Annotated in this window: 25 protein-coding genes and 1 pseudogene; 20 read left to right on the top strand and 6 right to left on the bottom strand. The window is 67.8% G+C overall.

What is annotated here, in order from left to right; translation table 11 throughout:
- Window positions 1–6 precede the first annotated feature (6 nt).
- Genes rfbD through manB form a run of 3 tightly spaced genes read left to right on the top strand, consistent with a single transcriptional unit; the run spans window position 7 to window position 2,900 of the window.
- Window positions 7–930, top strand: a complete 924-nt coding sequence (gene rfbD / locus G6N24_RS02165) for a dTDP-4-dehydrorhamnose reductase (RefSeq protein ID WP_085161223.1) — start codon at window positions 7–9, stop codon at window positions 928–930.
- Window positions 923–1,819, top strand: coding sequence for a glycosyltransferase family 2 protein (locus tag G6N24_RS02170; RefSeq protein ID WP_085161221.1), 897 nt, complete (start codon window positions 923–925; stop codon window positions 1,817–1,819). The genes rfbD and G6N24_RS02170 overlap by 8 nt, the downstream gene beginning before the upstream one ends.
- Window position 1,820: 1 nt before the next feature.
- Window positions 1,821–2,900 (top strand): mannose-1-phosphate guanylyltransferase, encoded by a 1,080-nt coding sequence (manB, locus tag G6N24_RS02175; RefSeq protein ID WP_085161219.1) that lies wholly within the window; start codon window positions 1,821–1,823, stop codon window positions 2,898–2,900.
- A gap of 7 nt (window positions 2,901–2,907) precedes the next feature.
- Here manB and G6N24_RS02180 read toward each other — a convergent pair whose 3' ends face one another.
- From G6N24_RS02180 to cofD, 4 genes are read right to left on the bottom strand one after another with little or no spacing between them, the layout of a single operon-like run.
- A complete protein-coding gene (locus G6N24_RS02180; protein WP_085161217.1) occupies window positions 2,908–3,447 on the bottom strand; it encodes an NUDIX hydrolase in 540 nt (179 codons plus the stop codon).
- Window positions 3,444–5,045 carry an Eco57I restriction-modification methylase domain-containing protein gene (locus tag G6N24_RS02185; RefSeq protein ID WP_085161215.1) on the bottom strand — a complete coding sequence of 534 codons (1,602 nt, stop codon included), beginning with the start codon at window positions 5,043–5,045 and terminating at the stop codon, window positions 3,444–3,446. Before G6N24_RS02185 ends, G6N24_RS02180 begins: the two co-directional genes overlap by 4 nt.
- 36 nt (window positions 5,046–5,081) lie before the next feature.
- Window positions 5,082–6,449: a coenzyme F420-0:L-glutamate ligase gene (locus tag G6N24_RS02190; RefSeq protein ID WP_139822446.1), complete on the bottom strand. Its 1,368-nt coding sequence runs from the start codon at window positions 6,447–6,449 to the stop codon at window positions 5,082–5,084.
- Window positions 6,446–7,444 (bottom strand): 2-phospho-L-lactate transferase, encoded by a 999-nt coding sequence (gene cofD, locus G6N24_RS02195; protein ID WP_085161211.1) that lies wholly within the window; start codon window positions 7,442–7,444, stop codon window positions 6,446–6,448. The genes G6N24_RS02190 and cofD overlap by 4 nt, the downstream gene beginning before the upstream one ends.
- 397 nt (window positions 7,445–7,841) lie before the next feature.
- Here cofD and G6N24_RS02200 point away from each other — a divergent pair, with 397 nt between their 5' ends.
- Window positions 7,842–8,177, top strand: a complete 336-nt coding sequence (locus G6N24_RS02200; RefSeq protein ID WP_085161207.1) for a WhiB family transcriptional regulator — start codon at window positions 7,842–7,844, stop codon at window positions 8,175–8,177.
- 21 nt (window positions 8,178–8,198) lie between these two features.
- Here G6N24_RS02200 and G6N24_RS02205 read toward each other — a convergent pair whose 3' ends face one another.
- Window positions 8,199–8,621, bottom strand: coding sequence for a metallopeptidase family protein (locus tag G6N24_RS02205; protein ID WP_085161255.1), 423 nt, complete (start codon window positions 8,619–8,621; stop codon window positions 8,199–8,201).
- Window positions 8,622–8,807: 186 nt separating this feature from the next.
- On the opposite strand from G6N24_RS02205, the gene G6N24_RS02210 reads away from it, so the two are divergent.
- The 4 genes from G6N24_RS02210 (at window position 8,808) to manA (ending at window position 13,095) form a co-directional block, all read left to right on the top strand.
- Window positions 8,808–9,272, top strand: coding sequence for a DUF3499 domain-containing protein (locus G6N24_RS02210; protein ID WP_197743106.1), 465 nt, complete (start codon window positions 8,808–8,810; stop codon window positions 9,270–9,272).
- 85 nt (window positions 9,273–9,357) lie between these two features.
- Window positions 9,358–10,761, top strand: a complete 1,404-nt coding sequence (locus G6N24_RS02215; protein WP_085161203.1) for a phosphomannomutase/phosphoglucomutase — start codon at window positions 9,358–9,360, stop codon at window positions 10,759–10,761.
- Window positions 10,758–11,861 carry a TobH protein gene (locus tag G6N24_RS02220; RefSeq protein ID WP_085161201.1) on the top strand — a complete coding sequence of 368 codons (1,104 nt, stop codon included), beginning with the start codon at window positions 10,758–10,760 and terminating at the stop codon, window positions 11,859–11,861. The genes G6N24_RS02215 and G6N24_RS02220 overlap by 4 nt, the downstream gene beginning before the upstream one ends.
- Before the next feature lie 7 nt (window positions 11,862–11,868).
- Complete coding sequence (gene manA / locus G6N24_RS02225; protein WP_085161199.1) at window positions 11,869–13,095, top strand: mannose-6-phosphate isomerase, class I; 1,227 nt, start codon at window positions 11,869–11,871, stop codon at window positions 13,093–13,095.
- Here the strand turns inward: manA and G6N24_RS02230 are convergent.
- Window positions 13,073–14,518 carry an FAD-dependent oxidoreductase gene (locus tag G6N24_RS02230; RefSeq protein WP_085161197.1) on the bottom strand — a complete coding sequence of 482 codons (1,446 nt, stop codon included), beginning with the start codon at window positions 14,516–14,518 and terminating at the stop codon, window positions 13,073–13,075. The genes manA and G6N24_RS02230 overlap by 23 nt on opposite strands.
- Before the next feature lie 56 nt (window positions 14,519–14,574).
- Between G6N24_RS02230 and G6N24_RS02235 the strand changes: the two genes are divergently transcribed.
- The 12 genes and pseudogenes from G6N24_RS02235 to G6N24_RS02290 all read left to right on the top strand — a co-directional run bounded on the left by G6N24_RS02235 (window position 14,575) and on the right by G6N24_RS02290 (window position 26,696).
- Complete coding sequence (locus G6N24_RS02235) at window positions 14,575–16,068, top strand: amino acid permease (protein ID WP_085161195.1); 1,494 nt, start codon at window positions 14,575–14,577, stop codon at window positions 16,066–16,068.
- Window positions 16,069–16,174: 106 nt separating this feature from the next.
- Complete coding sequence (locus tag G6N24_RS02240) at window positions 16,175–17,416, top strand: alkane 1-monooxygenase (protein WP_085161193.1); 1,242 nt, start codon at window positions 16,175–16,177, stop codon at window positions 17,414–17,416.
- Window positions 17,416–17,574: pseudogene (locus G6N24_RS02245) on the top strand (rubredoxin); the annotation flags it as partial. The gene G6N24_RS02240 and the pseudogene G6N24_RS02245, both read left to right, overlap by 1 nt.
- 67 nt (window positions 17,575–17,641) lie before the next feature.
- Window positions 17,642–17,824 carry a rubredoxin gene (locus G6N24_RS02250; RefSeq protein WP_085161191.1) on the top strand — a complete coding sequence of 61 codons (183 nt, stop codon included), beginning with the start codon at window positions 17,642–17,644 and terminating at the stop codon, window positions 17,822–17,824.
- A 26-nt stretch (window positions 17,825–17,850) separates the two neighbouring features.
- Entirely contained in the window at window positions 17,851–18,456 is a 606-nt protein-coding gene (gene alkX, locus G6N24_RS02255; protein ID WP_085161189.1) for a TetR family transcriptional regulator AlkX, read from the top strand.
- Between the two features lie 113 nt (window positions 18,457–18,569).
- On the top strand, window positions 18,570–20,057 hold the full coding sequence (ahcY, locus tag G6N24_RS02260) for an adenosylhomocysteinase (RefSeq protein ID WP_085161251.1): 1,488 nt from the start codon (window positions 18,570–18,572) through the stop codon (window positions 20,055–20,057).
- A gap of 106 nt (window positions 20,058–20,163) precedes the next feature.
- Window positions 20,164–20,805 (top strand): dTMP kinase, encoded by a 642-nt coding sequence (locus G6N24_RS02265; protein WP_085161187.1) that lies wholly within the window; start codon window positions 20,164–20,166, stop codon window positions 20,803–20,805.
- 93 nt (window positions 20,806–20,898) lie between these two features.
- Entirely contained in the window at window positions 20,899–21,585 is a 687-nt protein-coding gene (mtrA, locus tag G6N24_RS02270; RefSeq protein ID WP_055576516.1) for a two-component system response regulator MtrA, read from the top strand.
- A 52-nt stretch (window positions 21,586–21,637) separates the two neighbouring features.
- A complete protein-coding gene (mtrB, locus tag G6N24_RS02275) occupies window positions 21,638–23,341 on the top strand; it encodes an MtrAB system histidine kinase MtrB (RefSeq protein ID WP_085161249.1) in 1,704 nt (567 codons plus the stop codon).
- Window positions 23,341–25,095 (top strand): MtrAB system accessory lipoprotein LpqB, encoded by a 1,755-nt coding sequence (lpqB, locus tag G6N24_RS02280; RefSeq protein WP_085161185.1) that lies wholly within the window; start codon window positions 23,341–23,343, stop codon window positions 25,093–25,095. The genes mtrB and lpqB overlap by 1 nt, the downstream gene beginning before the upstream one ends.
- Window positions 25,096–25,160: 65 nt before the next feature.
- Entirely contained in the window at window positions 25,161–26,003 is an 843-nt protein-coding gene (locus tag G6N24_RS02285) for a hypothetical protein (RefSeq protein WP_085161182.1), read from the top strand.
- A 45-nt stretch (window positions 26,004–26,048) separates the two neighbouring features.
- Window positions 26,049–26,696 (top strand): ComF family protein, encoded by a 648-nt coding sequence (locus G6N24_RS02290; protein ID WP_085161180.1) that lies wholly within the window; start codon window positions 26,049–26,051, stop codon window positions 26,694–26,696.
- Window positions 26,697–26,840: the final 144 nt, after the last annotated feature.

Raw genomic sequence — 26,840 nt, forward strand, 5'->3', positions numbered from 1 at the left:
TCAAGCATGTCGGGGAGGCCAGGACGGCTAGTGATCACCGGTGCCGGTGGGCAATTGGGCAGCCATTTGACGGCGCTGGTCGCCCGTGAGGGCCGCGAGATGCTGGCGTGTGCGTCGTCGCAGTGGGACATCACCGATCCGGGAGGGGCCGAGGGGATCATCAGAGGCGGCGATGTCGTCGTCAATTGCGCGGCCTACACCGACGTCGACGGCGCCGAGAGCGACGAGCGGGCCGCGTATGCGGTCAATGCCACCGGCCCGGAAAACCTCGCCCGCGCCTGCGCACGTGCCGGAGCTCGGCTGATCCACGTCTCCACTGATTATGTGTTCAACGGCGACTTCGGTGGGGCCGAGCCGCATCCCTATGAGCCCGAGGATGAGACCGCTCCGCAGGGCGTGTACGCCCGCAGCAAGCTCGCCGGCGAAATGGCCGTGCGGGCAGCGCTGCCGGAGGCCGTCGTGGTACGCACCGCGTGGGTTTACACCGGCGGGACCGGCAAGGATTTCGTCGCCGTCATGCGCCGACTGGCCGCCGGGGACGGCCCGGTCGACGTGGTCGACGACCAGACCGGCTCGCCCACCTACGTCGCCGACCTGGCCGCCGCGCTGCTGGAGCTGGCCGACAACAACCCGGTCGGCGTGCGGGGGCGCATCCTGCACGCGGCCAACGAGGGCGCGGTCTCCCGGTTCGGGCAAGCCCGTGCGGTGTTCGAAGAATGTGGGGCCGACGCGGCGCGGGTGCGTCCGGTCAGCAGCGCCCAATTTCCGCGACCGGCGCCCCGGCCGAGCTATTCCGCGCTGTCCGGCCGGTCATGGGCCGCGGCGGGCTTGACGCCGCTAAGGCCCTGGCGCAGTGCACTTGTCGCCGCGTTGATGGCGGCTGCCAGCACAACTCCGGCCGATCGACCGTTACCCTCTACGAGTGACTGACGTCCTGCCGGTCGTTGCGGTGACCTACTCGCCGGGCCCGCACCTGGAGCGCTTCCTGGCGTCGTTGTCGCTGGCCACTGAGCGGCCGGTGAGTGTGGTGTTGGCCGATAACGGCTCCACCGACGGAACGCCGGAGGCCGCAGTCGAGCGCTACCCCAACGTCCGGGTGTTCGACACCGGGGCCAACCTGGGATACGGAACCGCGGTCAATCGCGCGATCGCCCAGCTCGACGATGCTCATGAATGGGTGATCGTGGCCAACCCGGACGTGCAATGGGGCCCGGGCAGCATCGACGCCTTGCTGGACGCCGCGGCCCGATGGCCACGCGCCGGCGCGCTGGGACCGCTCATCCGGGACCCGGACGGGTCGGTGTACCCGTCGGCGCGCCACTTGCCCAGCCTGGTCCGCGGCAGCATGCACGCGGTGCTCGGGCCGATCTGGAAGCGCAATCCGTGGACCGCGGCCTACCGCCAGGAGCGGCTGGAGCCCAGCGAACGAACGGTGGGCTGGCTGTCGGGGTCGTGCCTGCTGGTGCGCCGGTCGGCGTTTCGCGAGGTCGGCGGGTTCGACGAACGCTACTTCATGTACATGGAGGACGTCGACCTCGGCGACCGGCTCGGCAAGGCCGGCTGGCCGAGTGTCTACGTGCCGTCGGCCGAGGTGCTGCACCACAAGGGGCACTCCACCGGCCGTGACCCGGCAAGCCACCTGACTGCCCATCACAGAAGCACCTACATCTTTTTGGCCGATCGGCATCCCGGTTGGTGGCGGGCCCCACTGCGCTGGGCGCTACGGGGATCGTTGGCCGTGCGTTCCCGACTCATGGTGCGCAGCTCACAGCGCAGGTCTCGAAGGCATGCGCTGAAACTGGCGGAAGGGGGGCACTGAGGTGGCGACCAGCCAAGTCGATGCGGTGGTCCTGGTCGGCGGCAAGGGCACCCGGCTGCGGCCGCTGACATTGTCGGCTCCCAAGCCCATGCTGCCGACGGCCGGGCTGCCGTTTCTCACCCACCTGCTGTCGCGGATCGCGGCGGCCGGAATCGAGCACGTGATACTGGGCACGTCGTACCAGGCCGCGGTGTTCGAGGCCGAGTTCGGCGACGGATCCAAGCTGGGCTTGCAGATCGACTACGTGACCGAGGAGCGACCGCTGGGAACCGGTGGCGCGATCGCCAACGTCGCGGACCGCCTGCGCCACGACACCGTGATGGTGTTCAACGGCGATGTGCTCTCCGGTGCCGACCTGGGTCAGCTGCTTGGGTTCCACCGCACCAACCAGGCCGACGTCACGCTGCACCTGGTGCGGGTGGGGGACCCGCGGGCGTTCGGCTGCGTGACCACGGACGAGGAACACCGCGTCGTCGCCTTTCTCGAGAAGACGGAGGATCCGCCGACCGATCAGATCAACGCCGGCTGCTATGTCTTCGAGCGCGCGATCATCGACCGGATTCCCCGTGGCCGCGAAGTCTCTGTCGAACGCGAGGTGTTCCCGGCCCTGCTGGCCGACGGGGGAGTCAAGGTGTTCGGCTACGTCGATGCCACCTACTGGCGCGACATGGGCACCCCGGAGGACTTCGTGCGCGGATCCTCGGATCTGGTGCGCGGGATCGCCCCGTCGCCGGCCCTGCACGGCCATCGCGGAGAGCAACTGGTGCACGACGGCGCGGCGGTGGCGCCCGGGGCGGTATTGATTGGCGGCACGGTCGTCGGGCGGGGCGCCGAGATCGGCGCCGGTGTCCGGCTGGACGGCGCCGTCATTTTCGACGGCGTCAAGATCGAGGCCGGCAGCGTGATCGAACGCTCGATCATCGGCTTCGGGGTCCGCATCGGCCCGCGGGCGCTGATCCGCGACGGCGTGATCGGCGACGGCGCCGACATCGGCGCGCGCTGCGAGCTGCTGCGCGGCGCGCGGGTGTGGCCCGGCATCACCATTCCCGACGGCGGGATCCGCTACTCGTCCGACGTGTGAGCCCGGTTCACGCTCGGCGCGTGGCCCGAGCGACCAGGTACGCCAGCGCGTGGTCGGACCCGTGCGGCAGCGCGTCGGCCGGCCACCAGCGCAAGTCCTCGGATTCGTCGCTGACCGCGATCTGCGCTCCAGCCGGCGCGCGCGCCACGAATTGCAGGTCGAGGTGGCGCGTGGGAATCCCTAACGAGCACGTGACTGGATGAACATGGACAGCGGCCAGGTGGGGGTCGATGCGCAGACCGGCGACGCCCGATTCCTCGGTGGCCTCGCGCAGCGCGGCGGCGACGACATCCACGTCGTCGTCCTCGCAGTGCCCACCCAGCTGCACCCAGCGGCCGAGGCGGGGGTGCAGAGTGAGCAGCACCTGGTTGCCGCTGTCGTCGAGCACCAGCGTGGAGGCGGTGATATGGCCCGCTTCGCAGTCGCGACGGCAGGCGTCGGCACGGCCGTGCACGAAGGCCAGCACCGCGTGCCGCAACGACTCCTGGGCCGGGTCGGGCGCCTGCCAGTCGGTGAGGATGGCGATCGCCGATTGTCGAAGGCTCATTGGCGGGACGCTCGCCGGGAACCTCGCTTCGTCCGCCGATCGCGAAGCGTGATCCACGCGGCCCGGCACTGCGCGACGAGACCGGGCGACAAGCCCAGCCCGTCGATCAGCACACGGCGATCCACCACGTCGAGCGCCTTCTCGGTCTCGTTTGCCTTGAGGAGTAGATCGACATCCTGGGCAAGTTCTGCGCTTCCGTGCGCCGGCGATGGAACGGGTAGCTGCTCGGCTTCCCTGGGCTCCAACTCCAATATGCCGCCACCGTAGCTGCGGCCCATGATTTCGGCGAAGGCGAATGTTGCGCTGTTGTGGAAGACCGCGGCAAATATTGCGGGGTCGAGGTTCGAGTCAAGCCGGACCCGATGCACGGTATCGGTGCTGGTGGCCGCGGCCGCGTTGACAGTTAGGCGCGGCGCGAAGTGGATCTGGCGCAGCATAAAGAGGTCGGGGGTCCACAACGACGGTGTGGTCCACCATGGCTTGCGGATCGAGCACTTGTAGCCGAGGTGGACGCCGGCGGTTTCACCCGCGTTGATGTGGGCAACCAGAGCGGGATCGGTCGGATTGTCGGCCGCGTCGAGTAGCCACGTCCGGTGTTTGGCCGCGACATCGCTTGCCCGACAATCGTCGTCGTACACCAGGCCGTTCAGTTGAGCGCTGCGCGAGACGAGGGGGACGCAGTGATTCCTCAGTCCCAGTGATTGTGCCTCAGCATCGGTGAAGGTGAAGAAGCTGTTCCGGCCGGTAACGATGCCCACATCCACGTCAGCCATGCGGCCAAGCCGGGTCAGGGAATCGCACTGCTTGAGTCTTCGCAGTAGCCGGATTTGAGCTGGGTCGAGGAAGTACTTGGTCCACTTCTCGTTTTCGTGGAGAAGGGCCGGTGCCGACTTGTGGTTGAGGTCCTTGTCCCCAAGCGCGCTCAGGTCGCTGGCATCGCTGAGATTGACGGTGCGTATTCGTGCCGGACCGGCACCGACAACGCCGCAGAACAGCACGACTTCTTGCAAGATTCCGTCGAACACCAGCCGCTCGAAGGTGACCAGGGTGATGTCGCGATAGCGGCCCAGCAGGAATTCGCGCAGCTGTGCCGCGTAGGTGACTTGAAGCAATTCCGCCGGGACTACTAAGCCGACTCGTCCGCCGTCACGCGCGAGCAGCGTGCTGGCCACCACAAACGGGACCCAAGCGTTGGTCAGTTTGGTCGGGCGCAAGCCCACATGCCTCATCAGTTCGAGTGCCGGAGCCCGTTGTTTCGATGCCCAGTTTCCGAAGCGGATGTACGGCGGGTTGCCGGCCACGCCATCCCAGCTGCCGGTGCGGCTCCTGCGCATCCAGCTGAAGAGGTTCGCGGTGTCGACGGAAGCGAATTGTCGCGACTTTCTCGCCTCGCGCGCGACGAGTTCGACGCCGTGCGCCTGGTTGGTGATCGCGGCAAGCTCGCGGAGAATTTGGCCGTCGCCGCACGATGGCTCAAGGATCCGCGGCCCTGCCCTGCGAACCCAGCGCGCCAGAAATCGGGCCACCGGCGCCGGCGTGTAGTAGCCCCCGCGAACCTTGTCAGCGGACGCGGCCGTCTTGCCGGCGAAGGTCGTCATGGGACAAGTATCTCCGCGGCAGCTTGGGATCGGCGCTCACTTGCGGATCAGCAGGTCCGCGACAGCGGCCGGGTCGCGCGGCGCGGCCGGCTCTTGGGCGTAGCCGATCGCGATGGCACCCAACGGCTGCCAGTCGGCGGGCAGGTCCAGCTCGGCACGGACCAGGTCGGCGGCAAAGATCGTTGAGCCGACCCAGCAGCTGCCCAGCCCTCGCACCGCCAGCGCGACCAGCAGGGCCTGCACGGCCGCGCCCACCGCAACCGTGAACATGGTGTGCTCGGCGTCGGTGCGGGCGCGATCGGTGTAGGTGTGGGCGCCGTCGGGCACCAGCATCGGGACGATGACTTCCGGTGCGTCGTAGAGGATCTGGCCACGCGCCACCCGCCGCTCTATCGCGCCGGCGGGCTTGCCGTCACCGGCAAGGTCGGCACGCCACCTGTCTTTCATCGCGTCCAGCAGCCGAATGCGGGTGGCGCGGGTCCGCAGCCAGACGAAGCGCGCGGGCCGGGTGTGGTGCGGGGCCGGCGCGGTGAGGGCCTCGGCGACGGCGGCTTCGATGAGCTCGGGCGGCACCGGCTCGCTGCTGAACCGGCGCACCGACCTGCGCAACAGCTGGGCCTGCCGGCGACCGAGGTCGATCGCCTCGGCGGTACCGAGCCAGAACAGGTCCTCGGCGCCGGGGCGCAGCAGTCGCCGGGCAGTCGAGCCGTCGTCCGTCACGACATTCCTGCCGAGACCGCGCACGACGGCGACCGGCGTCGCGGTCAGCTTGCCCTTGACCAGGTCACCGGCCGCGGCGACCTCGTCGGCAACCGCGATCTCGGTGACCACCAATTCGTTGCCGTATCGGTCGACGGCACCCGAATAGTTGTGCAGCACGGCAAGACCGGCCGCGCCGACGGCGGCGTCGATCTGGCCGGTGCGCCAGGCGCGGCCCATCGTGTCGGTGATGACCACGGCGACGCTCACGCCGAGCCGCGCGCGCAGCCCGGCGCGCAGGGCCGCCGCACTGGCGTCGGGATCGACGGGCAACAACGCGAGCTCGCCGCGGCCGACGTTGGAGCCGTCCACGCCGGCGGCGGCCTGAATGACCCCGAGCCCGTTCTCGGTGATCAACGTTCGGCCCTTACGGGCCAGCACTCGCACCGCCTCATCCTCGACCAGCTTGCGGCGCAGCCGATCTCGCTCCTCGGCATTTTCGGGTGCCGGCACCAGCCGGCCCTCGCACTTGGAGACCACCTTGCTGGTGACCACCAGGACGTCGCCGTCGCGCAACCACGGCGCGGCCGCGGAGATCGCCGCGCTCAGGTCGTCGCCGGGGCGAAACTCGGGAAGCCCTGCGACAGGCAGGATCTCGATCGTCGAGCCGGTGCCATGCTCGGTCATTGAACCTGGGCCGGTCACGCCGCCACGCCCGCGAGCTGTAGACCGGCGCTCACCATCTCCGCAGTTGCCTTCGGGTCGCTCATCAGCAGCGGTATCGACCGCACCGCGACCCCATCGACTTCGGCGCGGTCGCCTTCGTGCACCAGCCAGCAGTCCAGTATCCCGGTTGCGCGCCGCGCGCCGTAGTGCCGGCCCACCGCCTCCGCCGAGGACTCCACCCCGATCACCCTCAGGCACGCGTCGGCCATGCCGCGCAACGGCTTTCCGCCAATGATCGGGGAGTAGCCGACGATCGGGGCGGTGGCCGTGCGCAGCGCACCGCGAATACCCGGGACGGCCAGGATCGCACCGATGCTGACCACCGGGTTGGACGGCGCCAGCAAGACGACGTCGGCATCAGCGATGGCCGCCACCGCTTCGGTTGCGGCGCTGGCCTTTTCGGCCCCGACGAAGGCGAAGCTGTGCGTCGGCACCTGGGCGCGGTAGCGCACCCACCACTCCTGGAAGTGGATCGCGCGCCGGCTGTCGTCGGCCGGATCGGTGATCACCACGTGGGTCTCGCAACGGTCGTCGGTGGTGGGCAGCAACCGCGCGCCCGGTTGCCAGCGGTCGCACAACGCCGCGGTGACCTGTGACAGCGGGTAGCCGGCCCGCAGCATCTGGGTGCGCACCAGGTGCGTGGCGATGTCGCGGTCGCCGAGTTCGAACCAGTCGGGCTGCACGCCGTAGCGTGCCAGTTCCTGCATGGCGTGCCAGGTTTCGTTGCGGTGGCCCCAGCCGCGTTGCGGGTCGACACCGCCGCCCAGCGTGTACATGCAGGTGTCCAGGTCCGGGCAGACGCGCAGTCCGTGGATCCAGGCGTCGTCGCCGATGTTGACGACGGCAGTTAGCTCGTGGCTCGCCTCCCCAGGATAGACGTCGCCCGCGGCAAACTGGCCCAGGCCGAGCAGCTGCTGAACCCCGAGCAGGAAGCGGGCACCGCCGACCCCACCGACCAGAACGGTGACCTTCACAGCGCACGACAGTACCTTCCGGCGGCCATGCGCCAACGGGCCGACGGGTCGAAACGGAAGGAAGGTAAGCGAAACGGAAGAGTCAGAAGGGATTCGAGTGATCTCAAGTGACCAATGTGAGGAGTTGCACCCGACACGCCGGGGCCCAATCGTGACAGAAGCGCGGAAATTTGATCACGAGATGGTATGGAAATGCCGCGTAATGCTTGACCGGACAGGTCAACCCGTGTCTAATCACATCAGTGTCATTTCCCGGTTGGCCGGCCGGTTCCGGTGTCGCAGACCGAGATTCGATCACTTGTTCGAATTGTCTGTACATCACAACAGTGGAAGCATTCACTCCCAATCAGGGTGAGGAGGCGGACGACGCATGTCCTACGAGCATCTTCGGGGCGTAATGGGAATCACGCCGCACATCAGGGCCGGCGCGACCCAGGGGGCAGCTGGCCGACCGCGTTTGAGTGTGGTGCCCGATGCGCCGGCCGCATTCGAAGCCGAACCCCTGCCGGTCAGCAGTGACCAATGGCAAGACCGCGCGCTGTGCGCGCAAACCGATCCGGAAGCATTCTTTCCGGAAAAGGGCGGCTCCACCCGTGAGGCCAAGAAGATCTGCCTGGGCTGCGAGGTCCGTCACGAGTGCCTCGAATACGCCCTGGCTCACGACGAACGCTTCGGCATCTGGGGCGGCCTCTCCGAGCGCGAACGCCGCCGCCTCAAGCGCGGCATCATCTGAGGAAGGGCCAGCCAACCCTGCTCAGTCGTCGTCGATCGTCGGGTCGATGACCGAAGGCTCGACGTCCAAGTAGATGGCAACCTGAGCCACCAAGATTTCGTGCAGCAATTCGCCAAGCTCGACGGTGTCCTTGACCCGCCGCTCAATCGGCTTGCGGAACAAGACAATTCGTGCGCGTGTCGCATTGCCGCGGACGTCGACGCCGGCGGGGATCAAGCGGGCGAGCGCGATCGGTCCGTCGGCGATCACCTCGGGCGGCCACTGCACGCTCTCGGGATCCTTGGCCGTGATGCGGGGGATCTCGTCGACCGCGACATCGAGCTCGGACACCCGCTCGTGCCAGCGCCGCTCGATGGGTTCGTAAGCCTCGAGCACGGCCATATCGAACCGCTCGGCCCGGCTGCGCCATCCCGGCACGGTCGGCGGTAGCAGCGGACCGCGCAGATCGCGGCCCCGCCGAGCCGCCCGGTATGACGCCGATCGGCGCCCGAACCGACCGCGCCGGCCAGACCCGCGCGAATCGCTGCAGGAATCACTCACTGGGCCGATGGTAACGGTTGAACATCGCGGCTCGAACGGATGCGCGTGTCCGCCGCTTCGGCGGCGTTTGTCCACGATAGCCTTTCGATCGTGAACGTACCCCGTCGCTGTTGCCGGCCCGGGTGTCCGCACTATGCCGTGGCGACGTTGACGTTCGTCTATTCGGACTCGACGGCGGTGGTAGGTCCGCTCGCCACCGCGCGGGAACCGCATTCCTGGGACCTGTGCGTCGGCCATGCCCGCCGCATCACCGCACCGCGCGGGTGGGAACTCGTGCGCCATGCCGGGCCCCTTAGTTCTGAGCCCACCCATCCCGATGAGGACGACTTGGTGGCGCTGGCGGACGCGGTGCGCGAGGGCGGCCCTGGTGGGGGTCGATCCCGTCCGGCCGCAACCGGTGCGCCGTTGAACGGCTACGACGGCTTTTCCGATCCCCACCTGCACCATGCGGGGGCCCAGGCCACCGCGCCCAGCGGTGGCGTGCTCGCTGCACCCGAGCCCCGCTCCGGGCGTCGGCGCGGCCATCTGCGGGTGCTGCCCGACCCCTCCGATTAGTACCGACTAGGCCGGGCCGCATCCGTCGCGGACCACTAGGCTGGCGGCGAAGAGGCTTAGCAATCCACGTCGTCAGGAGCCCCGCATGTCTTGGCCCGCCGCGGCTATCCGCCGTGTCATCAAGGCTTACGACGTGCGCGGGCTGGTCGGCGAAGAGATCGACGAATCGCTGTGCGCCGACATTGGCGCCGCGTTCGCCAGGCTGATGCGGGCTGAGGGCGCCCGCCAGGTGGTGATCGGCCACGACATGCGGGACAGTTCGCCGGGGCTTTCCGCTGCGTTTGCCGCCGGGGTGACCGGTCAGGGGATCGACGTGGTGCGAATCGGTTTGGCGTCCACCGACCAGCTCTATTTCGCGTCGGGCCTGCTGGATTGCCCCGGGGCGATGTTCACCGCGAGCCACAACCCGGCGGCCTACAACGGCATCAAGATGTGCCGGGCAGGCGCTAAACCGGTTGGTGCGGATACCGGGCTGACGGCCATCACCGACGATCTGATCAGTCCAGGCCCCGGCCCCGGCACGGGGGCAGAGCGGCCGGGAACCATCGCGGATCGGGATGTGCTCAGCGACTACGGGGCGTTCCTGCGTTCGTTGGTCAACACCTCCGGGCTGCGTCCATTGCGGGTGGCCGTGGACGCCGGCAACGGCATGGCCGGCCACACGGCACCGGCCGTGTTCGGTCCGATCGACTCGATCACGTTGTTGCCCTTGTATTTCGAGCTCGACGGCTCCTTTCCCAACCACGAGGCCAACCCGCTGGACCCGGCGAACCTGGTGGACCTGCAGAAGTACGTCGGCGCCGTCGGTGCCGACATCGGGCTGGCCTTCGACGGCGACGCCGACAGGTGCTTCGTGGTCGACGAACGAGGCCAGCCGGTGTCGCCGTCGGCGGTGACCGCCCTGGTGGCCGCGCGCGAGCTGAATCGGGAGATCGGCGCCACCGTGATCCACAACGTGATCACCTCCCGCGCGGTGCCCGAGCTGGTCCTCGAGCGCGGCGGCACCCCGCTGCGCTCGCGCGTCGGCCACTCCTATATCAAGGCGCTGATGGCCGACACCGGCGCGATTTTTGGCGGGGAACATTCGGCGCACTACTACTTCCGTGATTTTTGGGGCGCCGATTCGGGGATGTTGGCCGCGCTGTATGTGCTCGGCGCGCTGGGCGAGCAGACCAGACCCCTGTCGGAGCTGATGGCCGACTACCAACGCTACGAGTCGTCCGGCGAGCTCAACTTCACCGTCGCCGACGCGCCGTCCTGTGTGGACGCCGTGCTGAAGTCGCTCGGCAGCCGGATTCAGTCGATCGATCACCTGGACGGGGTGACGGTGGATTTGGGCGACGGCAGCTGGTTCAACCTGCGCAGCTCCAACACCGAGCCGTTGCTGCGGCTCAATGTGGAGGGACGCAGCGTCGAGGATGTCGACGCGGTGGTTTCCGAGATCAGCGCGCAAATCGCCCGAGCGGCACGCGAAACGGCGGGGCCATGAACGCCACCCGGGCGATCGATCTCGAGGACACCGACGGCCTGATCGCTGCCGACCGGATCGGCCTGCTGCGGGCCGCCTCGAACGCGGGTGCGCAGGTGCGCACCGTCGCCGCGGCGCACGAGGAAGGCGAACTGGAGTCGCTGCGCGGTGACGCCCCGCCGCGCTCGGTGATCTGGGTGGCCGGCCGCGGCACCGCCGAGACGGCCGGGGCCATGTTGGCCGCGACCCTGGGTGCGGTGGCCGCCGCGCCGATCGCCGTCGTCACCGGGGCGCCGCCCTGGGTCGGGCCGCTTGATGTGCTGATCGTCGCCGGCGACGACCCCGGCGATCCCGCGCTGGTCTCCGCGGCCGCGACCGGGGTGCGCAGGGGCGCGCGGGTCGTCGTGGTGGCACCCTATGAGGGTCCGCTGCGCGACACCACCGCGGGCCGCGTCGCGGTGCTGGCGCCACGGCTGTGGGTGCCCGACGAGTTCGGATTGTCCCGGTACCTGGCGGCGGGCCTGGCCGTCCTGCACACCGTGGATCCGAAACTGCGCGTCGATCTGGCGTTGGTTGCCGACGAACTGGACGCCGAAACGCTGCGTAACAGCGCCGCCCGCGAGGTGTTCACGAATCCGGCCAAGACGCTCGCGGCGCGGGTGGCCGATTGCCGGGTGGCGCTGGCCGGCGACAGCGCCGCGACGCTGGCGCTGGCCCGCCACGGGAGTTCGGTCCTGCTGCGGATCGCGCACCAGGTGGTCGCGGCCACCGGTCTCGCGGATGCGGTCGTGGCACTGCGCGCGACCGCAGAATCCGGGGTTGCCGGCTATTCCGTGGATGCCCTCTTTCACGACGAACAGCTCGACGGACCACGGCCCGAGCGGCTGCGGGTGCTGGCGCTGACGCTGGCCGACGAACGGACGGTGGTGGCCGCTCGGGTCGCCGGCCTCCACGACGTGCACCTGGTCGCGGCGGAGGACGTACCGGAGTTGCCCGATGTGGCCGGCGGCCTGGCTGGGTTGTCGGCACAGACCGCGATCGGTCGCGCCGAGCAGCAATTGGCAGTGTTGGCCGTTCGGCTGGAGATGGCCGCGGTCTACCTGCGACTGGTGCGGGGATAGTGAGACGGTGGAACTGCTACGCGGAGCGTTACGGACCTACGCCTGGGGATCGCGCACTGCCATCGCCGAATTCACCGGCCGGCCGGTGCCGGCCGCTCATCCCGAGGCCGAACTCTGGTTCGGCGCACACCCCGGTGACCCGGCCTGGCTGGAAACGCCCACCGGCGAAACGTCGTTGCTGGACGCGCTGGCGGCCGATCCCGAGGGACAGCTCGGCCCCGCATGCCGTGCCCGATTCGGTGATGTGCTGCCGTTTTTGGTGAAGATCCTGGCCGCCGATGAACCTCTGTCGCTGCAGGCGCATCCGAGCGCCGAGCAGGCGGTCGAGGGCTACCTGCGCGAGGAAAGACTGGGCATTCCGGTGTCATCGCCCGTCCGCAACTACCGCGATACCTCTCACAAGCCCGAGTTGTTGGTGGCGCTGCAGCCATTCGAGGCACTGGGCGGGTTTCGGCAGGCGTCGCGGACCAGAGATCTGCTGGCCGCGTTGGCCGTCTCCGACCTCGACCCCTTCATCGATTTGCTGAGCGACCAGTCCGACGCCGACGGCCTGCGTGCGCTCTTCACCACCTGGATCACCGCACCACAGCCGGACCTCGACGTGCTGGTGCCCGCCGTGCTGGAGGGAGCCATCCACTACGTCAGCTCCGGAGCAACGGAATTTGCAGCCGAGGCCAAGACCGTGCTGGAGCTCGGCGAACGCTACCCTGGCGACGCCGGAGTGCTGGCAGCGTTGTTGCTCAACCGCGTCAGCCTCGCCCCCGGGGAAGCCATCTTCCTACCCGCCGGCAACTTGCATACCTATTTGCGTGGGTTCGCCCTGGAGGTAATGGCCAACTCGGACAACGTATTGCGCGGGGGCCTCACGCCCAAGCACGTCGACGTGCCCGAGTTGTTGCGGGTACTGGACTTTGCCCCAACCGACGAGTCTGGGCTGCGGCCACCGATCCGCCGCGACGGCATGGCGCTGATCTACGACACCTCGACCGACGAATTCGCGGTCGCGCTGCTGGTGCTGGACGGCGAATACCTGGGCCACGAGGTCGATGCGTCGTCGCGCCATGAGGGCCCGCAGATCCTGTTGTGCGCCGAGGGGGTGACGACCGTGCACGCGAAGTCCGACTCGCTCACGCTACAACGCGGCATGGCCGCCTGGGTGGCAGCCGACGACGGCCCGATCCGGCTGGTCGCTCGCGAGCGCGCCAGGCTGTTCAGGGCGACCGTGGGCTTGTGACGGCTCGCCGTTGTTGGCGTTGCTCACGTCGCTCCGCCAGCCACAGCCGCATGTTGTGGGCGATCGCACGGCCGATGATCCGCGGGGGCGGCACCATGTACAGGCTGTCGAGCAACGAGAACCGGCGCAAAAACCATTCGGCGAGAACGGGTTCGGTCTCGGCGGCCCCGAGGAACTGGTCAAACAGCGCACCGGATGGCCGCCACCACCACGGGACGGGCGTGGCGACGGCGTGGTGGAACGTGATGTCGCCGATGGCGTTCATCATCCACACCGGATAGGTGGTCTTGGCGGTGAGCCGATTGAGTTGGGCCGCAACGTCTTTACCGGGGTCCCTGCCGGAGGATTCCAACGCCCGGCGCAGATGACCGGCTTGCAACGACGTCATCGTCATGCCCTGCCCGAAGGTGGGGTTGAAACTGGCCACCGCGTCACCGAGGGGGACGATCCCGGCCGGGAAGCGGTTCAGTTTGTGGTAACAGCGCCATTTGCTCACCGGAAAAGCATGAAATGCCGGTTCGCCGACGGGTTCGGCATGCGCCAGCGCCGTGTTGAAGCGGTCCGGCAGTAGCTTGCCGGCAAGCGCGAGCATTTCGGGAAAGGTCCGCGGCGGTTTGGCATTGGCCACCCCGAAGGTGGTCAGTACCCAGGTGCCGTCCTCGTAGCCCAGCATGCCCAGACCCAGCGATTGGTCGTGGGACGCGCCGGCGACCACCACCTTCTCCGCAAGCAAGCCTTCCGGGATGCGGAACTGTTGGGTGGCGTAGTGGATGCCGATGTCGACCGTCGCCTCCGGCGCGCGCTGGTAGCCCCACTGTTCCAACCACCCCGGCAGCCGAGTGCCGCGGCCGGCCGCGTCGACGACAAGGTCGGCGGCGACAAATTCTGGGCATTCTGGGAATTCGGGCTGTCCGCCTTCCCGGTCGGCGGGATCCAGCAGCACGCCGGTCACCCGCTGTCGCGCCGGCTCGAACCGTGGCTCGGCGACGGCGCGCCGCGCGATGTCGACGTTGTCGATGTCGAGGACTCGCCGCCGGATCTGCCATTCCAGGTGGGGCCGGCTGGGAACATAGGCGGTGAATTCGTCGCGCAGAGTATGCCCCGTCCCGAGGACATGGCCCGCCGCGCCCAGGTAGATGCAGTCCGGCCGGTTTTCCAGCATGGGCACGCCGGCCGCCACCATGTCCTTCAGCAGACCGGGGAACAGGCTCTCGAACTCGTTTGCCCCGCGGGCCATCAGCATGTGCAGATGACGGTCCTGTGGGACGGTGGCCCGGTTGGCCGGTGCGCTCGGCAGGTCGTCGCGCTCGAATACCGTCACCCGCGAATAGAAATCCGAGAGGACCCGCGCGGCGCATAGCCCCGCGATGCTCCCCCCGATGACTACGGCGTGGCGCCTCGTGTCTTCCTCTAGCCCGCGCATCTTCGCGAGAGTACTCGGTACTGTGCGGTCACAAGCGGTGAGAAAGGACCTGGGGGATGGCTGGTCGATGGCGCACGAAGTCGGTCGAACAGTCGATCGCCGACACCGACGAGCCGAGCACCCGGCTGCGCAAGGACCTCACCTGGTGGGACCTGGTCGTGTTCGGGGTGTCGGTGGTGATCGGCGCCGGAATTTTCACGGTCACCGCATCGACCGCCGGCGACATCACCGGCCCGGCCATCTGGATATCGTTCTTGATCGCGGCGGCCACCTGCGCGCTGGCGGCGCTGTGCTATGCCGAATTCGCCTCGACCCTGCCGGTGGCGGGCAGCGCGTACACCTTCTCCTATGCCACCTTCGGCGAATTCATGGCCTGGGTGATCGGCTGGAATCTGCTGCTGGAGTTGGCGATCGGCGCGGCCGTGGTTTCCAAGGGCTGGTCCAGTTATCTGGGCACGGTGTTCGGATTCGCAGGTGGCACAGTCGATCTCGGCCGGCTCAGTCTTGACTGGGGCGCGCTGCTGATCGTCACCGTGGTCGCGACCCTGTGTGCGCTGGGCACCAAGCTGTCGTCGAGATTCTCCGCGGTGGTCACCGCCATCAAGGTGTCGGTGGTCGTCCTGGTCGTCATCGTCGGCGCCTTCTACATCAATGTCGCCAACTACTCGCCGTTCATTCCCAAGCCCGAAGCCGGACACGACGCACGCGGGATTGACCAGTCGGTGTTGTCGCTGCTGACCGGCGCTCCCGGCAGTCATTACGGCTTCTACGGCGTGTTAGCGGGGGCATCGATCGTCTTCTTTGCGTTCATTGGGTTCGACATCGTGGCGACCATGGCCGAGGAGACCAAGCGCCCGCAGCGTGACGTCCCCCGGGGAATCCTGGCGTCGTTGGGGGTCGTCACCTTGCTCTATGTCGCGGTCTCGGTCGTGCTGTCCGGCATGGTGTCCTACACCCAGCTCAAGAGCGTCCCGGGCAGCAATACGCACGCGAACCTGGCCACCGCTTTCAAGGCGCACGGGCTGCACTGGGCCAGTGGCGTCATCTCCGTCGGCGCGCTGGCCGGGCTGACCACCGTGGTGATGGTGCTGATCCTCGGGCAGTGCCGGGTGTTGTTCGCCATGGCCCGAGACGGGCTGTTGCCGCAGCAGCTGGCCAAGACCGGTTCACGCGGCACCCCCGTCCGAATCACCGTCCTGGTCGCGCTGCTGGTGGCCACGACGGCGTCCGCGTTCCCCATCGCCAAGCTCGAAGAGATGGTCAACGTCGGCACGCTGTTCGCGTTCGTTCTGGTCTCCGCGGGTGTGATCGTCCTGCGTAGGACCCGGCCGGACCTGCAACGTGGGTTCCGGGCGCCTTGGGTGCCGTTGCTTCCGATTGCCTCGGTGGGCGCGTGCCTGTGGCTGATGGTGAACCTCACCGCCTTGACCTGGGTCCGGTTCGGCGTCTGGCTGCTGGCGGGAGTCGCGATCTATGTCTTCTATGGCCGCCGCCATTCCGTGCAGGGTCGTCGGGAGGCCGAAGACGCCGAGGCGGAGATCGCCACCTAGTTCGCCAAACGTCTTTTACAAAAGAGCCTTAAATGTCTAGACATGAGACGCAAAGTGTCGTATTGTCCAAACCCAACGTGGTGTGACTCACAAGGAGGTTTGGCATATGACCACCCAGCTCGGACGCGAACTCGCCCGGGAAGCTCCGACCGAGTGGCGGGACAAGAAGCGCTACCTGTGGCTGATGGGACTGATCGCCCCGACGGCGTTGTTGGTGATGCTGCCGGCCGTCTGGGGGCTCAACCAACTCGGCTGGCACGTCGCCGCGCAGGTCCCCTTGTGGATCGGGCCGATCCTGCTCTACATCCTGTTGCCGCTGCTCGACCTGCGCTTCGGGCCCGACGGGCAGAACCCGCCCGACGAGGTCATGGAGCGGCTGGAGAACGACAAGTACTACCGCTACTGCACCTACCTCTACATCCCGTTTCAGTACCTCAGCGTGGTGCTGGGCGCCTATCTGTTCACCGCCGCCGATCTCAGTTGGCTCGGCTTCGACGGCGCCTTGAGCTGGGTGGGGAAGCTTGGCGTGGCGTTGTCGGTCGGCGTGCTCGGCGGCGTCGGCATCAACACCGCCCACGAAATGGGCCACAAGAAGGATGCGCTGGAGCGCTGGCTGTCCAAGATCACGCTGGCCCAGAGCTGCTACGGACACTTCTACATCGAGCACAACCGCGGTCACCACGTGCGGGTGTCCACACCGGAGGACCCGGCGTCGGCGCGGTTCGGCGAAACCTTCTGGGAGTTCCTGCCCCGCAGCGTCATCGGCAGCCTGCGCTCGGCCGTCCGCCTCGAGGCCCAGCGGCTGCGGCGAGCGGGTGACAACCCGTGGAATCCGAAGACGTATCTGCGCAACGACGTTCTCAACGCGTGGTTGATGTCGGTGGTGCTGTGGGGTGTGCTGATCGCGGTCTTCGGCCCGGCGCTGATCCCGTTCGTGATCATCCAGGCGGTCTTTGGCTGCTGCCTGCTGCTGGAGGCGGTCAACTACCTCGAGCACTACGGGCTATTGCGGCAGAAGAATGCCAACGGCCGCTACGAGCGCTGCGCGCCGGTGCACAGCTGGAACTCCGACCACATCGTGACCAACCTCTTCCTGTACCACCTGCAGCGGCACAGCGATCACCACGCCAACCCCACCCGTCGTTACCAGACCCTGCGCAGCATGGCCGGCGCGCCCAACCTGCCCAGCGGATACGCGTCGATGATCTCGCTGACCTACTTCCCGCCGCTGTGGCGCAAGGTGATGGACCACCGGGTGCTCGAGCATTACGACGGCGATATCACCAGGGTTAACCTGCAGCCCCGGCTGCGGGAGAAGCTGCTGGCCCGCCATGGAGTCGGGCAATGATGGCTGCCTACCAGTGTCCCGTCTGCGACTACGTCTACGACGAGGCCAAAGGTGATGCCAGGGAAGGCTTCCCGGCCGGAACGGCGTGGGATCAGATTCCCGATGACTGGTGCTGTCCGGACTGCGCTGTCCGCGAGAAGGTCGATTTCGAACAGATAGCGTCCGGCGACGACGCAGCCGCGCAAGCGGCTGACGAGGAGCTGGACAAATGGGAAAGGGCAACAAATGAGTGACTACAAATTGTTTCAGTGCGTCCAGTGCGGGTTCGAGTACGACGAGGCGCTGGGCTGGCCGGAAGACGGCATCGCGCCGGGCACCCGTTGGGATGACATACCCGATGACTGGAGCTGCCCGGACTGCGGTGCGGCCAAGTCGGACTTCGTGATGGTGGAGGTGGCTCGCCCGTGACCGCACCAAATACTATTGTCGCGCCTGTGAAGCGGATTCCTTACGCCGAGGCGTCACGAGTCCTGCTGCGTGATTCGGTGTTGGACGCGATGCGGGATCTGTTGCTGACCCGCGACTGGTCCGCGATCACCCTGTCCGACGTGGCCCGGGTCGCGGGCATCAGCCGGCAGACTATCTACAACGAGTTCGGCTCGCGGCAGGGCCTGGCGCAGGGCTACGCGTTGCGCCTGGCCGACCGCCTGGTCGACACCGTCCATGAGGCCCTGGACGCCAACGTCGGCAACATCTACGAATCGTTCCTGCAAGGCTTTCGGAGATTCTTCGCGGAGTCGGCGGCGGATCCGTTGGTGATCTCGCTGCTGACCGGAGTCGCCAAACCCGACCTACTGCAGCTCATTACCACCGATAGTGCGCCCATCATCAACCGCGCGGCCGGAAGGCTGGCAACGGCATTCACCGATACCTGGGTCGCTGCCAGCGATGACGACGCCGGCATACTGGCGCGAGCCATCGTGCGGCTGGCGTTGAGCTACGTATCCATGCCGCCCGAGGCCGACCACGATGTGGCGGCCGACCTGGCGCGGTTGATGACGCCGTTCGCGGAGCGGCACGGTGTGATCAACGTCCCCTGACCTGCGGGGCTGACGGTGAGGCGACTAAAGTGGCGCTCGAGCGTATTGAGGCGATGCAGCCCGCTCGGACCTTTAGAGCCCCCGTGAGCCCCGTAGTAAGGATGAAACACGCCATGACCGGAAACTTGCTGACCGAAACTTCGCTAGTCCCAGACGTACGTAACGGCATCGATTTCAAGATCGCCGATTTGTCGCTCGCGGATTTCGGTCGAAAAGAGCTCCGGATCGCCGAGCACGAGATGCCCGGCCTGATGTCGCTGCGCCGGGAGTACGCCGAGGTGCAGCCGCTGAAGGGGGCCCGGATTTCGGGTTCGCTGCACATGACCGTGCAGACCGCGGTGTTGATCGAAACCCTGACCGCGCTGGGCGCCGAGGTCCGCTGGGCCTCGTGCAACATCTTCTCGACCCAGGACCACGCCGCGGCCGCCGTCGTCGTCGGGCCGCACGGCACCCCGGAGGAGCCCAAGGGCGTCCCGGTGTTCGCCTGGAAGGGCGAGACGCTCGAGGAGTACTGGTGGGCGGCCGAGCAGATGCTGACCTGGCCCGACCCCGACAAGCCGGCCAACATGATCCTCGACGACGGCGGCGACGCCACCATGCTCGTGCTGCGGGGTATGCAGTACGAGAAGGCCGGCGTGGTGCCGCCCGCCGAGGAGGACGACCCCGCCGAGTGGAAGGTCTTCCTGAACCTGCTGCGCAAGCGTTTCGAGACCGACAAGGGCAAGTGGACGAAGATCGCCGAGTCGGTCAAGGGCGTTACCGAGGAAACGACCACCGGGGTGCTGCGTCTGTACCAATTCGCCGCGGCCGGCGATCTGGCCTTCCCGGCGATCAACGTCAACGACTCGGTGACCAAGTCCAAGTTCGACAACAAGTACGGCACCCGGCACTCCCTGATCGACGGCATCAACCGCGGCACCGACGCGCTGATCGGCGGCAAGAATGTCCTGATCTGTGGCTACGGCGATGTCGGTAAGGGCTGCGCGGAGGCGATGAAGGGTCAGGGCGCCCGGGTCCGCGTCACCGAGATCGACCCGATCAACGCCCTGCAGGCGCTGATGGAGGGCTTCCCGGTGGTGACCGTCGAGGAGGCCATCGGCGACGCCGACATCGTCGTGACCGCCACCGGCAACAAAGACATCATCATGCTCGAGCACATCAAGGCGATGAAGGATCACGCCATCCTGGGCAACATCGGCCACTTCGACAACGAGATCGACATGGCGGGGCTGGAGCGCTCCGGGGCCACCCGGGTCAATATCAAGCCGCAGGTCGACCTGTGGACCTTCGGCGACACCGGGCGGTCGGTCATCGTGCTGTCGGAGGGTCGGCTGCTGAACCTGGGCAACGCCACCGGGCACCCGTCGTTCGTGATGAGCAACAGCTTCGCCAACCAGACGATCGCCCAGATCGAGCTGTGGACCAAGTCCGACGAGTACGACAACGAGGTGTACCGGCTCCCCAAGCACCTCGATGAGAAGGTGGCCCGCATCCACGTCGAGGCCCTCGGCGGTCATCTGACGAAGCTGACCAAGGAGCAGGCCGAATACCTCGGCGTCGACGTCGAGGGCCCCTACAAGCCGGACCACTACCGCTACTGAGGCCCTCTCCCTCCACTCCCTCCACGAGCAGACGCAGAATCGCACGAAAAGGCCGTTGGCCGCGCGATTCTGCGTCTGCTCGCGCCCGCACCGATAGGCTCGCGCCGTGCTGATCGCGATCGAGGGGGTCGACGGCGCCGGCAAGCGGACTTTGTCGGACGGGCTGGGCGGCGCATTCCGTTCGGCCGGGAAGTCGGTGGCCACGCTGGCCTTTCCCCGATACGGGCAGTCGGTGGTTGCCGACGTCGCGGCCGAGGCACTGCACGGCGCGCACGGCGACCTCGCGTCGTCGGCGTACGCGATGGCGATGCTGTTCGCGCTCGACCGCGCCGGCGCGATCGCGGAGATCGAGGGCGCCAGGCGTGACCACGACGTGGTGATCCTGGATCGCTACGTCGCCTCCAACGCGGCCTATAGTGCGGCGCGTCTGCACCAGGACGCCGCCGGCGCGGCGGTTGCCTGGGTGCACGAGATCGAATACCGCAGGCTGGGGGTGCCCGCGCCGGACTGGCAAGTGCTGCTCGCGGTGCCCGCCGAGCTCGCCGCCGAGCGCGCCCGCAGCCGGGCCGAAAGCGATCCGGGCCGGGCGCGCGATAGCTACGAACGTGACGACGAACTTCAGCGGCGCACCGGCGCGGTATACGCCGGGCTGGCCGCGGCGGGCTGGGGCGGGCGATGGCTGGTCGTCGACGCCGACGTAGATCCGGGCCGGCTCGCGGCCACTTTGGCGGGTGACAGGCCCCTGTAAAGCGCCCCCGAACAGGAAATTGAGGCGTAATTGCCCCTATCAAGCAAGAAACACCCGTGTGGCGCGCCAGTTTTGTCCCGATCTGGTGACACCATGGACAGCATGAGGCAAAGGATTCTCGTCGTCGATGACGACGCTTCGCTGGCGGAGATGCTGACCATCGTGCTGCGTGGGGAGGGCTTCGACACCGCTGTCATCGGTGACGGTACGCAGGCCCTGACCGCGGTGCGCGAGCTGCGCCCCGACCTTGTGCTGCTGGACCTGATGTTGCCCGGAATGAATGGCATCGACGTGTGCCGGGTGTTGCGCGCCGATTCCGGCGTGCCGATCGTGATGCTGACCGCCAAGACCGACACCGTGGACGTGGTGTTGGGCCTGGAGTCCGGCGCTGACGACTACATCATGAAGCCGTTCAAGCCCAAGGAGCTAGTCGCCCGGGTGCGGGCACGGCTGCGACGCAACGACGACGAACCGGCCGAGATGCTGTCGATCGCCGACGTCGACATCGACGTGCCGGCACACAAGGTCACCCGCAACGGCGAGCAGATTTCGCTGACACCGCTCGAGTTCGACCTGCTGGTCGCGTTGGCGCGCAAACCACGCCAGGTGTTTACTCGAGATGTGCTGCTCGAACAGGTGTGGGGATACCGGCACCCGGCGGATACCCGCCTGGTGAACGTGCACGTCCAGCGGCTGCGGGCCAAGGTCGAGAAAGACCCTGAGAACCCGACTGTGGTGTTGACCGTTCGAGGAGTGGGTTACAAGGCCGGACCTCCGTGATCCGCGCCGGCGACGACGCAGGGCGTTGTCGCGATGCTAAGGAGTGGCGCCATTGATTCGGGGCTCGCGGCGACGCACTCGGGGTCGCTGGGGGCGCTCTGGTCCCATGACGCGCGGTATGGGCGCGTTGAGTCGAGCCGTGGGTATTGCCTGGCGCCGATCGCTGCAACTGCGAGTTGTGGCGTTGACCCTTGGACTTTCGTTGGCCGTGATCTTGGCGCTCGGTTTCGTGCTGACCAGCCAGCTCACCAATCGTGTGCTCGACGTCAAGCTCAAGGCGGCGATCGACCAGATCGAGCGGGCCCGCACCACGGTCAGCGGGATCGTCAACGGTGAGGAAACTCGCTCGCTGGACAGCAGCCTCCAATTGGCCCGCAACACGCTGACATCGAAAACCGACCCGGCCTGGGGCGCCGGCCAAGCCGGTGCGTTCGATGCGGTGCTGATGGTGCCGGGGGATGGGCCGCGCGCCGCCTCGAGTGCCGGACCGGTCGATCAGGTGCCCAGCGCGCTGCGCGGTTTCGTCAAGGCCGGTCAGGCGGCCTACCAGTACGCGACGGTGCAGACCGAAGGCTTCTCCGGACCGGCGCTGATCGTCGGCACACCGACGTCGTCGCGGGTGGCCAACCTCGAGCTATACCTGATATTTCCCCTGGCGAACGAGCAGGCCACGATCACGCTCGTGCGAGGCACGATGGCCACCGGGGGTCTGGTGCTGCTGGTCCTGCTGGCCGGCATCGCGCTGCTGGTGTCGCGCCAGGTGGTGGTGCCGGTCCGGTCGGCGTCGCGGATCGCCGAACGGTTCGCCGAGGGGCACTTGTCTGAGCGCATGCCGGTGCGCGGCGAAGACGACATGGCCCGGCTGGCGGTGTCGTTCAACGACATGGCCGAGAGTTTGTCGCGGCAGATCACCCAGCTGGAGGAATTCGGCAACCTGCAGCGCCGCTTCACGTCCGACGTCAGCCACGAGCTGCGGACGCCGCTGACCACCGTGCGAATGGCCGCGGACTTAATCTACGACCACAGTTCCGACCTCGACCCGACACTGCGGCGGTCCACCGAGTTGATGGTCAGCGAGCTGGACCGGTTCGAGACGCTGCTCAACGACCTGCTAGAGATCTCCCGGCACGACGCCGGTGTGGCCGAGCTGTCCGTCGAGGCGGTCGACCTGCGCGCGACGGTGAACAGCGCGCTGGGCAACGTGGGTCACCTGGCCGAGGAGGCCGGCATCAAGTTGCTGGTGGACATGCCCGCCGAGGAGGTGATCGCCGAGGTCGATGCGCGCCGGGTGGAGCGGATCCTGCGCAATCTGATTGCCAACGCCATCGACCATGCCGAGCACAAACCGGTGGACATCCGGATGGCCGCCGACGAAGACACGGTCGCGGTCACCGTCCGCGACTACGGGGTTGGGCTGCGGCCCGGCGAGGAGAAGCTGGTGTTCAGCCGGTTCTGGCGTTCGGACCCCTCGCGGGTGCGGCGGTCGGGCGGCACCGGGCTCGGGCTGGCGATCAGCATCGAGGATGCTCGCCTGCACCAGGGGCGGCTGGAGGCATGGGGCGAGCCGGGCCAGGGGGCCTGTTTCCGCCTGACGCTTCCCCTGGTTCGTGGCCACAAGGTCACCACCAGCCCGCTGCCCATGAAACCGGTCCCGCAACCCATCCCGCAGCCGATTCCGCAGCCCGCTGGCGCGGAACACAAGCCGGAACGCAAAGAGCATCAGCGTCACCGCGAGCACGCCGAGAGGGGCTCGTAATGCGGGTCCTGGCGCTGATGTTCGTGACCGTGTTGCTCGCCGGCTGTGCGGGAGTGCCCAGCTCGTCGGCCCCGCAGGCGATCGGCACCGTCGAGCGACCGGCACCGTCGAACTTGCCCAAGCCGACCCCGGGTATGGATCCCGACGTGCTGCTGCGCGAATTCCTCAAGGCCACAGCCGATCCGGCCAATCGGCACCTGGCGGCGCGCCAATTCCTCACCCAATCGGCATCCAACTCGTGGGACGACGCCGGTAGCGCGCTGCTGATCGACCACGTTGTGTTCGTGGAAACCCGTGGCGCCGAGCGGGTTTCGGCCACGATGCGGGCAGATATCCTGGGCTCGCTGTCCGACATGGGGGTATTCGAGACCGCCGAGGGCCAGCTGCCCGACCCGGGGCCGATCGAGTTGGTGAAAACATCCGGTGGCTGGCGCATCGATCGCCTGCCCAACGGTGTCTTCCTGGACTGGCAGCAGTTCCAGGCGACCTACAAGCGCAACACGCTCTACTTCGCCGACCCGACCGGTAAGACCGTGGTCCCCGATCCGCGTTACGTCGCGGTGTCCGACCACGATCAGTTGGCCACGGAACTCATCTCCAAGCTGCTGGCGGGTGCACGTCCGGAGATGGCGCACGCGGTGCGCAATCTGCTGGCTCCGCCGCTGCGGCTACGCGGACCGGTCACCCGGGCCGACGGCGGCAAGAGCGGGATCGGGCGCGGTTACGGCGGTGCGCGCATCGATCTGGAGAAGCTGTCTACGACCGATCCACACAGCAGGGCATTGCTTGCCGCGCAGATCATTTGGACGCTGGCCCGAGCGGACATCAGAGGGCCGTACGTGATCAACGCCGACGGCGCGCCGCTGGACGACAGGTTTGTCGACGGGTGGACCACCTCCGATGTCGCGGCCACCGACCCGGGCGTGGCCGACGGCGCGGGGGCTGGATTGCATGCCCTGGTGGGTGGGTCGCTGGTGTCGCTGGACGGCCAGCGCATCACCACGGTGGCCGGAGCCTTCGGGCGGATGCCGGACCAGACCGACGCCGCGCTGTCACGCAGCGGCCGGCAGGTGGCGACGGTGGTGACGTTGCGGCGTGGCGCCCCGGATGCGGCGGCGTCGTTGTGGATCGGCGACCTCGGTGGCGAGGCGGTCCAGTCCGCCGACGGGCACAGCCTGTCGCGACCCAGCTGGTCGCTGGACGATGCCGTCTGGGTGGTGGTCGACACCAACAACGTGCTGCGGGCGATTCAGGAACCGGCGTCCGGACAACCCGCTCGCATTCCGGTGGATTCCACGGCGGTGGCCAGCCGCTTCCCGGGGCCGATCACCGACTTGCAGCTGTCCCGCGACGGGACACGTGCCGCGATGGTGATCGGAGGGCAGGTGATCCTGGCCAGTGTCGAGCAAACCCAGGCCGGCCAGTTCGCTCTGACCTACCCGCGGCGGCTGGGTTTTGGTCTGGGCTCCTCGGTGGTGTCGTTGTATTGGCGAACCGGTGACGACATCGTGGTGACCCGTACCGATGCTTCTCATCCGGTGTCGTATGTGAACCTCGACGGGGTGAACTCCGACGCCCCGGCCCGCGGATTGCAGATTCCGCTCTTCGCGATTGCGGCCAACCCGTCGACGGTCTACGTCGCCACTCCGGACGGGGTGCTGATGTATTCGGCGTCCGCCGCCGAAAGCCAGCAGGGCTGGTCGGGGGTAGCGGGGCTGATGGTGCCCGGGGCGGCGCCGGTGCTGCCTGGGTAAGTAATCGGACCCCTCATCACGCGACAGCCGCACCGGCTACCCTCTGACTGAGGAGGCGCGTGTCGATGTCGCCCAGAGTTCCCCGTCTGCGCTGGGATGATCCCTTCCGCGCGCTGGAAACGTTGGCCTCGTTGTGGTCGTCGACCGGGCTGCCGTCGGTAAGCGCAGGGGCTGCCTATGCGGTTGGCGCGCCCTACCGGACGTTGTTCACGACGCTGCAGCAGCTGCTCGTCGGCAAGGAAGTCACGGTCCGGGTGGGCAACCAGGACGTGGTGCTGACCGTCACCGAATTGGACTCGGCACTGGAGCCCCAGGGGCTGGCTGTCGGCCAGCTCGGCGAGGTCCGGGTGGCTGCGCGCGACATCAAATGGGACCGGCAGCGCTTGCAGCACGCCGTTGCCGTCCTGCGCAACGTGCACATCCGTCCGGGCATGCCACCGCTGGTGGTGGCCGCGCCCGTGAGGTTGTCGTCGGTGCTGCCGGCAACGATTTTCGACGATGTGTTGCGTCAAGCGGTGCCGCGGCTGCGCGCTGAGCTGTGCGACGACGGGACGGCTCGCCTGCACTGGGCGCGCCAGCCGGGCTGGGGAAGTCTCCAGGTCGACGTCGACGTTGCCGGGACGGCGTCTGAACCAACGTTGTGGCTGCGACCGCGCGCCCTGATGACCGGCCAGCGACGGTGGGTGCTCCCGGCGCGGATTCCCGCTTATCGGGTGCGGCTGCCGGACCTGCCGCATGGGCTCGTCGTCACCGACGTCAGCCTCGCCCCGGAATCGCTGACGCTGTCGGCCCTACTGCCGGAATGGCGAACCGAGTTGCCCCTGAAGTATCTGGAAGACCTCATCACACGGTTGAGCCAGGGCGCGCTCAGCTTTACCTGGCCGTCGCTGCTAAGAGGTTCCGACTGAGCGGCCGCGCCCCCGCCTGTCGCCCCGGCGCGCCATACTCGCATCATGCTCGACCTGATTCTGCCGCTGGAATGCGGCGGGTGCGGGGCGCCGTCGACCCGCTGGTGCGCAGGGTGCGCCGCCGAACTCGTCATCAAACCCGGCCAACCGCATCTGATCAGCCCGCGCGCCGACCCGCAGGTGCCCGTCTTCGCGCTGGGCCGCTACGCCGGCGCCCGTCGCCAGGCGACCCTGGCGATGAAGGAGCGCGGCCGCGGTGATCTCGTGCACCCCCTGGCGCGCGCACTGGCCAGCGGTGTCCACCGGTTGCTGTCCTGGGGCATCGTCGAGACCCCGCTGACGATCGTGCCCGCGCCGACCCGGCGTTCGGCGGCACGGCGGCGCGGGGGCGACCCCGTCACCCGGCTCGCCCGGTTAGCTGCGGCCACCGTCGGCGGCGACCCCGAGATCACCGTTGTGCGGGCATTGCGCATAAGGGCGCTGGCCCGCGACTCGGTAGGCCTTGGCACCTCCGCCCGTGAGCGCAATATCGCCGGTCGGGTGCTGCTAAGGCGTCGGCGGCTGCCGACCGCCAACGAAGTCTTGCTCGTCGACGACGTCGTCACCACCGGCGCGACCGCGCGCGAGTCGGTGCGTGTCCTGCAGGCGGCCGGGATGCGGGTCGCTGCGGTGCTGGCGGTAGCGGCGGCATGACGGAATCGGCGTGGACCCAGGAAGTTCCCATGAGAACGTGAAGAACTCGCAACAGGTCGACCAAATTGGTGGCATGGCGAGGCGAACACGAGCTAACGTCGAGAACAACCTGCAAGACTTACGAAGCAGACTCACGGTCGCGAT

It is taken from the genome of Mycobacterium lacus (genome assembly GCF_010731535.1).
Classification (GTDB): Bacteria; Actinomycetota; Actinomycetes; order Mycobacteriales; family Mycobacteriaceae; genus Mycobacterium; species Mycobacterium lacus.

Coding starts and splice junctions, on each gene's coding strand:
- G6N24_RS02220 (WP_085161201.1), top strand. CDS start 10,758: ATGAACGCCACCCGGGCGATCGATCTCGAGGACACCGACGGCCTGATC.
- G6N24_RS02185 (WP_085161215.1), bottom strand. CDS start 5,045: ATGACGACCTTCGCCGGCAAGACGGCCGCGTCCGCTGACAAGGTTCGC.
- G6N24_RS02235 (WP_085161195.1), top strand. CDS start 14,575: ATGGCTGGTCGATGGCGCACGAAGTCGGTCGAACAGTCGATCGCCGAC.
- G6N24_RS02180 (WP_085161217.1), bottom strand. CDS start 3,447: ATGAGCCTTCGACAATCGGCGATCGCCATCCTCACCGACTGGCAGGCG.
- ahcY (WP_085161251.1), top strand. CDS start 18,570: ATGACCGGAAACTTGCTGACCGAAACTTCGCTAGTCCCAGACGTACGT.
- mtrA (WP_055576516.1), top strand. CDS start 20,899: ATGGACAGCATGAGGCAAAGGATTCTCGTCGTCGATGACGACGCTTCG.
- G6N24_RS02230 (WP_085161197.1), bottom strand. CDS start 14,518: ATGCGCGGGCTAGAGGAAGACACGAGGCGCCACGCCGTAGTCATCGGG.
- G6N24_RS02250 (WP_085161191.1), top strand. CDS start 17,642: ATGAGTGACTACAAATTGTTTCAGTGCGTCCAGTGCGGGTTCGAGTAC.
- G6N24_RS02290 (WP_085161180.1), top strand. CDS start 26,049: ATGCTCGACCTGATTCTGCCGCTGGAATGCGGCGGGTGCGGGGCGCCG.
- G6N24_RS02200 (WP_085161207.1), top strand. CDS start 7,842: ATGGGAATCACGCCGCACATCAGGGCCGGCGCGACCCAGGGGGCAGCT.
- G6N24_RS02285 (WP_085161182.1), top strand. CDS start 25,161: ATGTCGCCCAGAGTTCCCCGTCTGCGCTGGGATGATCCCTTCCGCGCG.
- G6N24_RS02240 (WP_085161193.1), top strand. CDS start 16,175: ATGACCACCCAGCTCGGACGCGAACTCGCCCGGGAAGCTCCGACCGAG.
- lpqB (WP_085161185.1), top strand. CDS start 23,341: ATGCGGGTCCTGGCGCTGATGTTCGTGACCGTGTTGCTCGCCGGCTGT.
- G6N24_RS02215 (WP_085161203.1), top strand. CDS start 9,358: ATGTCTTGGCCCGCCGCGGCTATCCGCCGTGTCATCAAGGCTTACGAC.
- rfbD (WP_085161223.1), top strand. CDS start 7: ATGTCGGGGAGGCCAGGACGGCTAGTGATCACCGGTGCCGGTGGGCAA.